The sequence below is a fragment of the Halalkalicoccus subterraneus genome (assembly GCF_003697815.1).
GTDB lineage: Archaea > Halobacteriota > Halobacteria > Halobacteriales > Halalkalicoccaceae > Halalkalicoccus > Halalkalicoccus subterraneus.
Map to the genome: position 1 here is coordinate 19,148 of NZ_RDQG01000007.1, position 13,449 is coordinate 32,596.

The 13,449-nt window shown below is 62.6% G+C and carries 9 protein-coding genes, 1 tRNA gene and 1 pseudogene; 7 read left to right on the plus strand and 4 right to left on the minus strand.

Translation table 11 applies throughout. The features are described from left to right. Positions 1-90 precede the first annotated feature (90 nt). The 4 genes from EAO80_RS01915 to thrS all read right to left on the minus strand — a co-directional run bounded on the left by EAO80_RS01915 (position 91) and on the right by thrS (position 5,632). Positions 91-2,085: a TRAP transporter permease gene (locus tag EAO80_RS01915; protein WP_122088255.1), complete on the minus strand. Its 1,995-nt coding sequence runs from the start codon at positions 2,083-2,085 to the stop codon at positions 91-93. After that, positions 2,082-2,573, minus strand: a complete 492-nt coding sequence (locus EAO80_RS01920) for a DUF1850 domain-containing protein (protein ID WP_122088256.1) — start codon at positions 2,571-2,573, stop codon at positions 2,082-2,084. Before EAO80_RS01920 ends, EAO80_RS01915 begins: the two co-directional genes overlap by 4 nt. A 1-nt stretch (position 2,574) precedes the next feature. Next, positions 2,575-3,570 (minus strand): TAXI family TRAP transporter solute-binding subunit, encoded by a 996-nt coding sequence (locus EAO80_RS01925; protein ID WP_245998399.1) that lies wholly within the window; start codon positions 3,568-3,570, stop codon positions 2,575-2,577. A gap of 112 nt (positions 3,571-3,682) precedes the next feature. After that, positions 3,683-5,632 (minus strand): threonine--tRNA ligase, encoded by a 1,950-nt coding sequence (gene thrS / locus EAO80_RS01930; protein WP_122088258.1) that lies wholly within the window; start codon positions 5,630-5,632, stop codon positions 3,683-3,685. Between the two features lie 201 nt (positions 5,633-5,833). On the opposite strand from thrS, the gene EAO80_RS01935 reads away from it, so the two are divergent. The 7 genes and pseudogenes from EAO80_RS01935 to EAO80_RS01970 all read left to right on the plus strand — a co-directional run. After that, positions 5,834-6,730, plus strand: a complete 897-nt coding sequence (locus EAO80_RS01935; protein WP_162993831.1) for a hypothetical protein — start codon at positions 5,834-5,836, stop codon at positions 6,728-6,730. Positions 6,731-6,887: 157 nt separating this feature from the next. After that, complete coding sequence (locus EAO80_RS01940) at positions 6,888-7,262, plus strand: twin-arginine translocase TatA/TatE family subunit (RefSeq protein ID WP_122088260.1); 375 nt, start codon at positions 6,888-6,890, stop codon at positions 7,260-7,262. A gap of 31 nt (positions 7,263-7,293) precedes the next feature. Next, positions 7,294-7,366, plus strand: a tRNA-Arg gene (locus EAO80_RS01945). A gap of 450 nt (positions 7,367-7,816) precedes the next feature. Further along, complete coding sequence (locus EAO80_RS01955; protein ID WP_122088262.1) at positions 7,817-9,019, plus strand: TRAP transporter substrate-binding protein; 1,203 nt, start codon at positions 7,817-7,819, stop codon at positions 9,017-9,019. Positions 9,020-9,024: 5 nt separating this feature from the next. Then, entirely contained in the window at positions 9,025-9,585 is a 561-nt protein-coding gene (locus EAO80_RS01960) for a TRAP transporter small permease (RefSeq protein ID WP_122088263.1), read from the plus strand. After that, the gene (locus EAO80_RS01965; protein WP_122088264.1) at positions 9,582-10,877 is read left to right on the plus strand and encodes a TRAP transporter large permease; all 1,296 of its coding nucleotides are present in this window, start codon (positions 9,582-9,584) and stop codon (positions 10,875-10,877) included. The genes EAO80_RS01960 and EAO80_RS01965 overlap by 4 nt, the downstream gene beginning before the upstream one ends. 700 nt (positions 10,878-11,577) lie before the next feature. Next, positions 11,578-13,434, plus strand: a pseudogene (locus EAO80_RS01970) (type II/IV secretion system ATPase subunit); the annotation flags it as partial. Between the last annotated feature and the right edge of the window lie 15 nt (positions 13,435-13,449).

Sequence of the window (13,449 nt, forward strand, 5' to 3'; positions counted from 1 at the left end):
GAGTGGTCGAAAGGCAGTCGTTTAGCGGTTCCGGACTGACGACCGTGTCTCAAGGCGCGGTCAAACAGTTGGGTCCGAAGCGAAAACCGGTCAGTTCGCGGGGGCTGCGGGTGTCGCGCCCCGACGAACCGTGACGTACTGGCGGAGGAACACGGCAGCGATGACGGCCAGTCCGACCAGATCGGCCATGGTCCCCGGATAGATGAGCGCCACCGCGCCCGCGACCAGCGCGACCCGCTCGATCATGTGGGCCGGCGCGTAGAAGTACCCCTGCGTGCCCGCCGAGAGGGCGATCACGCCGATGATCGCGGTCACGACACTGGCAACGATGGCGGTCGTCTCGCCGATCAACAGGAGTTCGGGCCCGAGCACGAACAGGTACGGGACGAGAAAGCCCGCCGCCGCGAGGTTGACCGCCGTGAACCCGGTCTTCCAGGGATCCGATTCGGCGATGCTGCTCGTGGTGAAGACCGCGAGCATGATCGGCGGGGTGATGGCGCTGATGATCCCGAAGTAGAAGATGAAGAGGTGCGCGGCGAGCAGTTCGACTCCCAGCGCGGTGAGCGCGGGCGCGCCGAGCGCCGCGAGCACGACGTAGGCGGCGGTCGTCGGCAGCCCCATCCCGAGGATGATGGAGGTGATCATCGTCAACACCAGCGCGACGATGACGATCCCGCCCGAGGCGGTCGTGATCAACGAACTGAACTTCAGCCCGAGGCCGGTGAGCGTGACGACCCCGACGACCAGGCCCGCGGTCGCACACGCCGCCGCGACGACGATGGTCATTCGCATCCCGCGATCCAGCGCGTTGACCGTCATGACGCTCGCCGCACGTCCGAGTCGCGAGAGGGTCTCGATATCGCCTCGCGGTACGGCGCTTGCGAACTCGCGGGCCGCCGACAGCGGGATCGCGACGACGGTCGTCAACAGGATCGCGACGAACGCCGCGAGCATCGCCGAGTAGCCCGCGACCAGCATCCAGACGAGCGCGATCAGCGGGATTGTGAAGTGCGCGCCGGTTCGCAACAGGTGCCAGGGGTCCGGCAGTTCGCTCCGATCGACGCCCTCGAGTCCCTCGTGTTTCGCGCGGAAGTGGACCGCCGCGCCGACGCCGAGGAAGTACAGCAGCGCCGGGATGGCCGCCGCCGAGATGATGGTGACGTAGCTGATCCCCGTCCAGGCGGACATGATGAACGCGCCGGCGCCCATCACCGGGGGCATGATCTGCCCGCCGGAGGAGGCCGCCGATTCGACGGCGGCGGCGTAGCGGCTCTCGAAGCCGCTGCGTTTCATCAGCGGGATGGTGAAGGCGCCGGTCGTCGCCGCGTTCGCGACCGCGCTGCCGTTGAGGCTGGCCATGAAGCCGCTCGCGAGTACCGAAGTCTTCGCGGGACCGCCGGTGGTCCAGCCGGTCGCCCCGTAGGCCAGATCGATGAACCAGTCGCCGACGCCAGTCACCTCCAGAAAGGCCCCGAGGATGATGAACACGACGACGAACGTCGCGCTGACACCCAACGGAATGCCGAAGATGCCCTCCGTGGTGAGATACGAGTGGGCGATGATGCGGTCGATGTCGTAGCCCCGGTGGATGAGCGGGCCGGGCATCAGGCGGCCGTAATAGGCGTACGCGAGGAAGGCGAAACCGATGATCGGCAGCGCACGTCCGGTCGCTCGCCGGGTAATCTCCAGAACGAGGAGGATCGCGATCGCGCCGAAGACGAGGTCCCGCGGCAGGGGCGACCCCGAGCGCTGGGCGAGCGTCCCGAAGCGAACCGCATACGCGATGTAGAGCGTGCTCGGCACGCCGACGGTCAGGAGAAGCCAGTCGTACCACGGGACGCGGTCGGCGTCGGCGGCCCGTGCGGGGAAATAGAGGAGGGCGAGGATCACCACCGCTGTCAGGTGGATCGAGCGGTTGATGAACGCCCCCGGCGTGCCGAAGCCCGCGATGGCGATGTGATACAGGCCGGCCAGCACCGCCACCGAAAGCGCGAGGATCCGCGTGTTTCCACGCAGGGTTCGACCCGGTTTCTCGTCCGCGTCGGTCAGTCCGTCGGTCGTCGATGTCTCGTTTGTCGTGCTCATAGTGTCTGTAGCCTGTCTCCGAGGTATCGGAGGTAGCCCACCCGCTCGATCGAAAACCGGATCGATCCCCACTCCTCGGTGTAGTCCGACAGCGGACGTTCCTCCCCGTCGATCACGAGCGACTGCTCGGTGTATTTCGCCACCCGGACGGTGAACGTGCCGAGCCGGCGGTCCATCTGCAGTACCGTGAACCCGTCCTCGCGTGTCTGGTTTCCCTCGGTGTATTCGAGCCCGATGGCGTGATACTCGAACTCCTCGCGGACTTGGACGATCCCCTCCTCTCGTATCTCGTAGACCTCGCGAATCGGGGTCTCGTCGAACGAGTGGACGTAGTGGATCGCGAACCGGTCGCCCTCCTCGACGCGCTCGACGCCGAGCGTCTCGCCGCTCCGCGGGTCCGCCAGCCGCAACACCGTCACGTTCGTTACGGCGAGCGGCGACAGGACGACACTGCCCGCCAGCGCGGAGAGCACTCGACGCCGATGCATCTCACAGCCCGGCGTCGTCGAAGTACTGCGCCGCACCCGGGTGCAGGTCGATCGGGGCCTCGCGGGCGTTGTCCTCGAACTGTTCTGCGGCGGGGTGGACCTCCGCGAGCTGGTCGAGGTTGGTGTAGATCGCCTCGACGATGTCGTAGACCGAATCCTCGCCCATGTCCTCGCGGACGATCATGGTGTTGGTCACGCCGGGGACTTGCACGTCCTCGTCGACGCCCTCGTAGGTCCCTCCGGGGACCGTTGCCGCGTTGTAGTAGTCGAACTCGCCAGAGATCCCGTCCATCTCCTCGTCGGGGAAGTCGAGCAGGCGGATGTCGCGCTGGCTCGCGAGGTCCTGAATCGAGGAGGCGGGGAAGGCGACGCTCCAGAAGCCGGCGTCGATCTGGCCGTCCTGCAGCGCGCTCGCGGTCTCGGAGAACGAGAGGCGCTGTACGTCGATGTCGTCGTAGGTGAGGTCGTAGAACCCGAGCAGCTCCTCGGCGATGACCTCGGTGCCGCTTCCGGGCGCGCCGACGCTGACGGTCAGGCCCTCCATGTCCGCGAGCGTCTCGACGGGCGAGTCGGCCGGGACGACGACCTGGGTCACGTTCTGGTAGGCCCCGAACGCCGCCGACAGCGGCAGGGCCTCCTCGAAGTCCCCCTCGCCGTTGACGGCGAGCAGGACGGAGTTGCCGAGCGCGAGCGCCATCGTCATCTCCTCGTTGGCGACGAGCCGGCAGTTCTCGACGCTGGCACCCGTTGACTCCGCCGAGGCCTCGACGTCGAGGTTCTGGTTGAGGATGTCGGCCATCCCGCCGCCGAGCGGGTAGTAGACCCCGCCGGTGCCGCCGGTGCCGATGGTCACGAACTCCGAACCGCCGCCGTCTCCCCCACCGCCGCCGCCCCCGCCGCTACCGCCGCCACAACCCGCGAGTCCGACGAACGCGGCCACACCGGCCGTGCTCAGTACTGTCCGCCGATCCACACGAGTGGTCCGATCTCGAGCCATGTCCCTATGGGCTCAACAGCCGCTAATAACTATGATGGTTCCTGGCGAGGACCGGACCGGAAGCGATCGGGGGCGTCCGGTTCGGGAGCTGGCGGAGCGTGCCGTCGGGGGACTACTCGAGGAAGTCCGGTTCAGTACGCTTCTGGCCGACCTCGCTGCCGAGGTGGTCGCGGAACTCGACCGGCGAAACGTCGTCGCGCTCGCGCTCGAAGCGGTCCCGGACCGAGACCGTGCCGGCCTCCTCCTCGTTGCCCCCGACGATCAGCATGTAGGGAACGCGGTCGTCGTGGGCGGTCTGGATCTTCTTGCCGATGGTCCACGAACGGTCCTCGATCCCGACGCGGAAGTCCGAGAGCTCTTGCTCGATCTCCTCGGCGTACGCGACGTTGTCGTCGCTGATCGGCAGGATCCGCACCTGTTCGGGTGCGAGCCACGTTGGGAAGTTCCCGTCGAAGTGTTCGATCATCACGCCCATGAACCGCTCGAAGCTTCCCAGCAGAGCCCGGTGGACCATCACGGGGCGGTGCTCCTCGTTGTCCCGACCCGTATACGAGAGTTCGAGGCGCTCGGGGATGTTGAAATCGAGCTGGACCGTGCCGATCGTCCACTCCCGTCCGAGCGCGTCGCGGGCGTCGAGCCCGATCTTCGGGCCGTAAAAGGCCGCCTCGCCCTCCTCGACGTCGTACTCCAACCCCCCGTTCTCGAGGGATTCCCGGAGCGCCTCGGTTGCCTCCTCCCAGACCTCATCGCTCCCGACGGCGGTCTCGCCTTTGGTCTCCAGTTTGTAGATGACCTCGAAGTCGAACTGCTCGTAGATCTCCTCGATCACCCGCAGGGTGTCGGTGATCTCACGCTCGATCTGGTCGGGCCGGATGAACGCGTGGCCGTCGTCCTGAGTCATCCCGCGCACGCGGAGCAGACCGGAGAGCTCGCCCGACTGCTCGTTGCGATAGACGTTGCCGAACTCCGAGAACCGGACGGGCAGATCCCGATACGAGCGGATCTGCTGGTCGAAGATGTAGGCGTGGTTCGCGCAGTTCATCGGCTTCAGGCCGTACTCGGTGCCCTCATCTTCCGATCCGGTGCCGGCGCTCCCCTGCTCCCAAGCGAACATCTCGTCCTGCTCGGTGAACGTCTCGTAGTGGCCCGTCGGCTTCCAGAGCTCGGCCTTGTTGAGCTCGGGGGTGCGGACCTCCTCGTAACCGAGCTCGTCGTTCTGCTCGCGGATGTACTCCTCGAGCTCCCGGCGGATCGTCATCCCGTTGGGGTGGTAGTGGGGACAGCCCGGCGAGTGATCCGGTACCGAGAAGAGGTCCATCTCGCGGCCGATCTTCCGGTGGTCGCGCTCCTTCGCCTGCTCGCGGCGTTCGAGGAACTCCTCGAGTTCGCTCTCGGTGGGGAACGCAGTCCCGTACACCCGCGTTAGCATCTCGTTGTCCTCGCTGCCGCGCCAGTAGGCACCCGAGATCTCCAGGAGGGCGAACCCGCCGATCTCGCCGGTCGATTCGACGTGGGGGCCCCGACAGAGGTCGCGGAACTCGCCCTGTTCGTAGAAGGAAACGGGGTCCTCGCCCGCGGCCTCCTCCTCCAGGATCTCGCGTTTGAACGGGTTGTCCTCGTAGTACTCGAAGGCCTCCTCACGGGACATCTCGACGCGCTCGATGGGGACGTCGGCCTCGATGATCCCCTCGGCTTCGGCGCTGATCTCCTCCAAGTCGGCCTCGTCGAGGTCGACGCCGGTGACGTCGTAGTAGAACCCGTCGTCGGTCGGCGGGCCGATGGTGAGTGTCGCTTCGGGGTGGAGGCGCTGTAGTGCTTGGGCGAAGACGTGGGCCGCCGAATGCCTCAGCGCGTCGACGTACTCGTCGCTGCCGTCAGTAACGATCTCGATCTCGACGTCCTCCTCGATGGGATGTTCCTTGGCGACGAACTCGCCGTCGACGACCCCCGCGACGGTGTCGCGCCCGAGACCGGGACCGATCTCGTAGGCGACGTCCTCGACCGTCGAACCGGCCTCGACGGACAGTTCAGAGCCGTCGGGAAGGGTTACGGTGACGCTCATACCTACCCTGAACCAGCGTGGCGTAAATAAGCATTCATCCCGAGTGAATCACACGAATACGCCCGTTCATACCGGTTCACGCTGCCGGTTACTCGATTCCCGATCTCCGATCCGCGACCGTTCGTCCGGCCATGGTTGGGGACTTATTATTCATATACAAAACAACTAATTTTATAATCCATTAAGATAGTTCTCTCAGAAATGAGACGACATACCCTACTGACGGTACTGGTCTGTCTAACGGTCCTCTTGGCTGGTTGTTCCGGTTGGGGAACGGACGGACCGACGGACGACGAAGACGACTCCAATGACGCCGATGACCTCGAGGAAGCGAGCGCCGACGCAGAGAACGAGACGGACGGCGATACGAATGACACTGCCGATCCCGCCGAAAACGACACTAACGAGAACGGCACACAGACCGGCTCGGATACCGGCGATGGGAGCGGTGACGAGCCGAACGAAAGCGAGGACGACGGGGACACGGAGGAGGATACCGACGCCACCGGAAGCGAAACCGACGAATCGAACGAGACCGACGAAAACGAGAGTAACGATGGGGGCGGAACCACGCTCACGGTTCAGACCGCCGACGTGGTGACCGGCGACCCCGTCAACGCTGACGTCATCGTCCTCAAATACGGCGGCGAAACGATCGCGGAGACGAGCGGCGAATCCGCCACGTTCGACGGACTCGACGACGGCGAGTACGAACTAGAGGTCCATCAGGCGCAGGACGACTGGTGGTACTCGGCTACCCTGACGATCGACGGTGAGGACACCACGCACGTCGCCGAGATCGATCAGGACCACATCTACTGGCCCGGCGTCGAAGCGACCGTCGTCGACGGGGACGGCGATCCCGTCGAAGGCGAGACGGTGACGTTCAACGGCAACGCGAAACAGACCGACGCCGAGGGTACCGCCAGCCACGAGATCGAATCGAGCTACACCGACGAGCGGGAGATCGTCGTCGAATACGACGGTCGGTCCGAGACGTTCGTTTTCGACTGGAACTCCTGGGACGGCGAACAGGAATCGGTGACGTTCGAGACGGATGGTGCCGGGGATGAGGAGGCTGCGCTGGCTCTCGCGTAGGCATCCTTGTTTTCGATAATGAGGTGAAGAATAGAATCAGGAGTGAAATCGCCCTCAAATGGCGGAACGAGCGTAAACGAACCCGTATACGGGCGATTCGGGTGAACCCGAGAAAGGCAAAAAGCCTATAACTCAGACGCGGCTACTGACTATCAGGATGACAGTACAATTTGCCCCGTTGTTCGGGCCGATCCCCGGCGGGATCGAACTGGCAGTGATCGTGCTCATCGCGATCCTGCTTTTCGGCGCGAACAAGATCCCGAAGCTCGCCCGTTCGACCGGGCAGGCGATGGGTGAGTTCCAGAAGGGCCGCGAGGAAATCGACCAGGAGCTACAGGAGATGCGCGACGGTGCGACGGGCAGCACCGACAACGAGCCCGAACCCGACATCGGAACCGACGACGATCTGAACACCGACGAATCCACCACCACGACCACTGCTACCGAGACGGACTCCGGGACCGAAACGGACTCTAGGACCGGAACGGACTCCGGGACCGAGGCGGAGCTCGAAACGGACGAGAACCGATAACCGTTTTTTCTTCCGCGCGCCACGTCGAACGGGGCGTGTGGCCTAGCGGATAGGGCGGAAGGTTCCTAACCTTCAGACCACGGGTTCGAATCCCGTCACGCCCGCTCGATCCTTCCAGTCACTCGCGGGTGTTCCCGACTGTCGTTCGTGTTCACTCGCGGCAGTCCCGTCACGCCCGCTCGTTTTCAGTTTCGGGCGTTCCAGGGTCCTTCCTCGCTGCGTCATTAGCGGCTTCACCGCCGGTTTCGAGCGACTCTCGTCACGTTCGTTCGGTCGTACCCGGTAGATCTCGTGGTATTGAGGCCAGTTTCTCCGTTGACCTAGGTCAGTGGTGTACTCGAATTCACACCTGTGTTCGAATTGAAAACGAAATTTCCCGGTGCCCGATTCCTCGATAAGTGTGCTGGATTCCATGTCTATTATTAATATACGTGATATATATCGAATAAGCTTGTATTTGCAAGCCCAACCCCTTTTCACCTTCTCTTTCAAAACTTATTTGAATATGATATCTACTAGAGGGGTTCGACGTCGGAACTGGGTGGTGGTTCAGCATGACGAATAACAAGAGCTGGACACGGCGGGCGCTGTTGGGTGCTGGCGGGGCGACACTTACTGCAAGCACGGCCGGGTGTCTAGGTTCAGTTCGTAACACCGGAAATCAGAACGGCCAGTTCACGGTCGGTGAGATCGGGAACTCCGACGACAACTGTCTGGATTGTATCTCGCCGTCGCCGTCGTTCGCGATCGCCGAAAGGCTTCGGACGGAATCGGACGGCGAGTTGACGATGACGGTTCAGCCGAGCAACCAGATCTGCAGTTCGGCGAGCTGTGGAACGAAGGTCCAAAGCAACGTCATCGAAGCCGGGTACGGTTCGATCGGTAACTCGACGGCGTTCTTCCCGGAAAACCAGATCTGGCTCGTTCCGTATACGTTTCCGTCGCCGGAATCGATAACGCACACGCTCGTTCACGAAGAGGCTTGGGAGAACTTCTGGGTCCCGTTCGCTCGGAAGTACAACGTCCTTCCGTTCTATTACTGGACGCCTGCGCTCAGGGACGTGTTCATCTCGGAGGGGGGAACGCAACTGATCGGTGGTGACGATCTCAGGCGACCGGAGCAACTCGAGGGCCTGATCATCCGCCGAACCGCCTCGCGGGCCGCCGCGGAGTCACTCTCGACCTGGAGTGCGAGTCCGACTGAAGTCTCCTGGGGCGATACGGTTCAGGGAATGGAGACCGGCGTCATCGACGGACTCGAGACGTGGTCCTCGGTCGCGATCGGCTCCGGAATGGGGTCGGTCATCGACCAGGTCGTCGAGACGAGTTTCATGTGCGGGCAAGGGACCATCTGGGTGAATACGGACTGGCTGAAGAGCCTCCCGGATGGTCATCGGGAACTGCTCGCTGACACCACACGGGAGTTGACCGAGCAAGCGGTCGCGATCGCCGACGAACTGGTAGACGAACGCGTCGGTCAACGGGAATCGCCACCGGATGGTTCGGCATGGGACGAACTCGGTGTGACTGTGAATATCCTTGACGACGACGAACGACAGGCGTGGGTCGACCCGCTCGATCCGCGCGAGAACCCGGAGAAGTGGGCGCCCGAACGGGAACTGCTCGAGAACTTCGAGGAGACGCCCGACGACTTCTATGACCGGATCTACGAGATCGCAAACGGGAACGGTACGCCGGACTCGCCGTCCGAGTTCACCATCGACGCGTGGTGGGACGACTACCTCGACGAAATATAGAGATCATGTCAACGATAACGAAAACGAGTGACACTCGCGTTCCGAACTGGGCACAGTATCTCGAGAAATACTTCGAAGGGATGGTTGCTCTGGCGCTGTTGATGACCGTACTCGCCATTACGGTCACCGACATCTTCGGTCGCACCTTCTTCGCGTGGACGATCGATTGGGGCTTCGGGGTCGCACAGGGACTGTTCGTCTGGATCGCGTGGCTCGCAGCGTCGTTCGGCCTCCGGCACCGATCGTATTTCCGGTTCACGCTGTTTCGGACGAAGCTCTCACATCGTGCTCAGTTCCTCATGTACGTCATCGAGTGGGTACTCTGGTGTATCGTCATCGGGGCGATATTCTGGCACTCGATCCCGGAGTTCTTTCAGGTCCTCGCTTCCGGCCGGATCGTCGTCGGCACTGAGAACGTGCTTCAAGCGTACTTCTATCTCGCAGTGCCGGTCGGAACGGGGTTGATCCTGGTTCGGGTGCTACAGCAGGCGATCACCATGACGCTCGCCTATCGGGACGGCGATGACATCAGCCCGGATCCACGAATCGGGGTACGGGACGAATGATCGTCCCGAGTCTTCCCCTCGATGTGGTACTACTGGCGGTCGCGGCCATCAGCGTCGTGCTGTTCGCACTCGGCGTGCCGCTCGTACTCTCCTTTGGCCTGTGGGTCATCGCGTTTTATTTTGCCGTTCCCGGGTTCTCGATGGCGAACGTTTCGATCACGGCCTTCAGCGAGTTGGAGTCGTTCACCTACATCGCGATCCCACTGTTCATCCTCGTCGGTGATCTGTTCAGAGAGGCGGACATCTCCAAGGACGTCGTCGCCTTCTCACGTGCTTGTCTCGGCTGGCTCCCCGGCAGTACCGGGAACACGGTCATCGGAACGTCCGCGATCTTCTCAGCCATTACCGGTTCGAACGCTGCGACGACCGCATCGGTCGGACAGGCGCTCTATCCGTCGATGAAGGAGGAAGGATACGAACCAGGGTACGCATCGGCCACGATCGCCGCTGGAGGAACGATCGGCAGCGTGCTTCCCCCGAGCATCATGCTCATCATCTATGGCGTCACATTCGGTGTCTCGATCCCGGATCTGTTCATCGCCGGCATCATTCCGGGCCTGGCGATGGTCGTCATCCTGGTGGGAATCAACATGTATATCACGGAGAAGGAGGGTTACGGCGTTGATACCGACGCCTACTCCTTTGAGGCCCGAAACGTCGCAGAAACGGCCTGGCGGGCGAAAATCGGGCTCGGTGCCATCGTCATCTTGCTTGGCGGTATCTTTGCAGGAATCTTCTCACCCGCAGAATCGGCCTCCGTCGCCGTACTGTACATCCTAATCACGGCATTCGTTACCGGTCGGATGCGTACCGGGCATGACGTCGTCGAAGCCGGTTATACGTCCCTCGTGCTGGTCGGCGTGTTGATGCCGATCATCGTCATTGCCGTCCTCGTCCAGCAGAACCTGGCGTATCTCGACCTTCAAGACGTGGTTTCAAACGCGATCCTCTCGCTCGGTTCGGACTGGCTCGTCATCGTCGCCCTCATCGGGGTCGTGTTGATCGCGGGCCTCGCACTGGCGTCGATTCCGAACGTCGTACTGACGGCGCCACTCTTGACCCCCGCCGCACTCGAGATCGGGCTCGATCCCGTCGCATGGGGTGTCATCTTCATTCTGGGTGACGCGATCGGGTTCATCACCCCGCCGTACGGGCTGAACCTCTACATCATCAGTGGTCTTACGGAGATCGACTATATGATCGTCGCGTATCGTGTTCTCCCGTTCCTCGGCGGGCTACTGGCGCTGTTAGTGGTTCTTCTGGCCGTTCCCGAGGTCAACTTCCTCGTCTGAGAACGTCGCTTTCCACTGTTCTAGCCGATACTCATCGAACCGGTCTCGTGAACGATCGCACGCTTCTCTTACACATCCGGTATCCCGAAGTAGTCGTCTGGGAGAACGGAATGCCGAGAAAACAGTTGGAAACGGCGAAATTCGATCGGCAGTCGCAACCCCTATTTACCAGCGAGTTGGCTCAGAAGCGTCCGAAACCGGAGCGGCCGATTCGTCGTCGTCCGTCCGCCGTAACCGTCCATCGCCGCGCCCGCGTTCTCCATATGTCGTGTTCTACTCATTTTACTCATCCCGTAGTAAGAGCGTAGGCCATTTAACGATTTTCGAGGGAAACGATCATCAACGACAGCGAATCGCATGCTCTCGGCTTCCGCCGTCCGTTCGAATGATATCAGTTCTACCGAAACTCTTTTTTAAATATGTATTTTCTATATATTTAATGTCAAAAGGAGATGCCGGCAGTATCGGTACGGGATCCAATCCACGTTCGTCGACTGACGGCACAGCCGTCGAGGAAGGATCGGCGACGGTCGGAGGGGAATCCGTCGCCGACGGCTCGCGCCCGGTCGATTCGACCGGCGAGTCGATCCCGTTCGATTCCGGCACTATCGAGGGCGTCCTCTCCCGGGCCGGGAGTCGCGCGAGCGCGCTATCGGGGGTTATCGACGACCGGACCGTCGACGTGGCCGTCGGGCTTGACGAGGATTCGTTTTTCACTTCGAACGGGGAACCAACGCTGACGACCCGATACGACCTCGAGAAGGCCGTTCCGCCGCCGAAAAAGCGCCACTTCGAGGAAATCGAGCGCTACTGGGTCAACGAGCCCTACGCGTTCGTGATCCTCTTTCGCTCCCGGAAGGAAAACGAAACCAAGTACTACGTCGTCGAGCCGTATCGAAACCTGATCGAACGTGAACTGACGGGGTTTCTCACCGGCAAACTCCGTACCGCGATCAAGTACACCGACGACGAGGTGCGCGTCGAGGGAAGCGTCGCCGAGCGTGAGGCGGTCATCGAGCGTGAGACCCGCCGGCTGCTTGAGCGATACGGCTTGCTCGAGCGGTCACGAGCGGGATTATTCGATCGTCTGAAGGCGTTCGTGGGCCGCGACGGGAAGGCCGAACTACCGGGGATAGAAGGTATCAGACCGGAGCCGGCGATCCTCGCCGACGACCCCGAGACGGCGAGTCGAACGCAGGTCGAACGGCTGCTGTACTATCTCAAGCGCGATTTCGTCGGCTACGAGCGAATCGACCCGATCAAACACGACATCAACGTCGAGGACGTCTCCTGTGACGGCTACGATTCGCCCGTGTTCGTCTACCACACCGACTACGAGCAGCTCATCACGAACGTGGCTCACGGGCGCCAGCACCTCGACGATTTCGTCGTGAAACTCGCCCAGCGATCGGGCAAGGGGATCAGCAAACGCACCCCGCAGGTCGATGCCACCCTGCCCGACGGCTCACGCGCCCAACTCACCCTCGGGCGGGAGGTCTCGGACCACGGCACCAACTACACCATCCGGCAGTTCAAGGACGTCCCGTTCACACCGATCGACCTGATCAACTGGCACACCTTCTCGCTCGAACAGATGGCGTACCTCTGGCTCTGTATCGAGAACCACAAGTCGCTGCTCTTCGCCGGCGGAACCGCAAGCGGGAAGACCACCTCGCTCAACGCCGTCTCGCTGTTCATTCCTTCCAATGCGAAGATCGTCTCGATCGAGGACACCCGCGAGGTCGAACTCCCGCAACGAAACTGGATCGCCTCGGTGACTCGCCCCTCGTTTTCCGACGACGAGGGCGGCGACGTCGACGAGTTCGACCTGCTGGAAGCCGCGCTCCGCCAGCGGCCCGACTACATCGTGATGGGCGAGATCCGCGGCGAGGAAGGGCGCACGCTCTTTCAGGTCATGTCGACGGGCCACACCACCTACACCACCTTTCACGCCGATTCGGTGGGCGAGGTCTTGAAGCGCTTCACCACCGACCCGATCAACGTCTCGAAGACGATGTTCACGGCGCTGGATCTCGTCTCGGTCCAGACGTCCACCCGCGTGCGGGGCCGGAAGGTCCGACGGAACAAGTCGCTGACCGAGATCAACCATTACGACGCCGAACACGACGAGATCAACGTCCGCGACGTCTACGAGTGGCAGGCCGACTCCGACGCCTTTCTCGCGGTGGGCGAGTCGAACACGCTCGATGAGATCCGCTTCGACCGCGGCTGGAGCGACGAGGAGCTCGACGAACAGCTGCTCATCCGGCAGGCGGTGCTCGCCTATCTCATCGACGAGGGGCTCAACGAGTATCGCCAGGTCGCCGCCACGCTTCAGGCCTTTATCAACGACCCCGAGACGATCCTCGACCTGATCGCGAACGACGAGCTCGCCGAGAGCCTGACCGACCTGCGCTCGATGGAGAGCGTCCTGATCGACGTCGATCCCGAGACCGAGGCGCTCGTTCCCCGTCCCGATCCCGACGAGGGAACCGCACGCCGGGCCCGCGAGGTCCTCGACCGGGCCGACGAGCGACTCTTCGCCGCCCGGCGGGGTTCGTCGGGGTCGCTC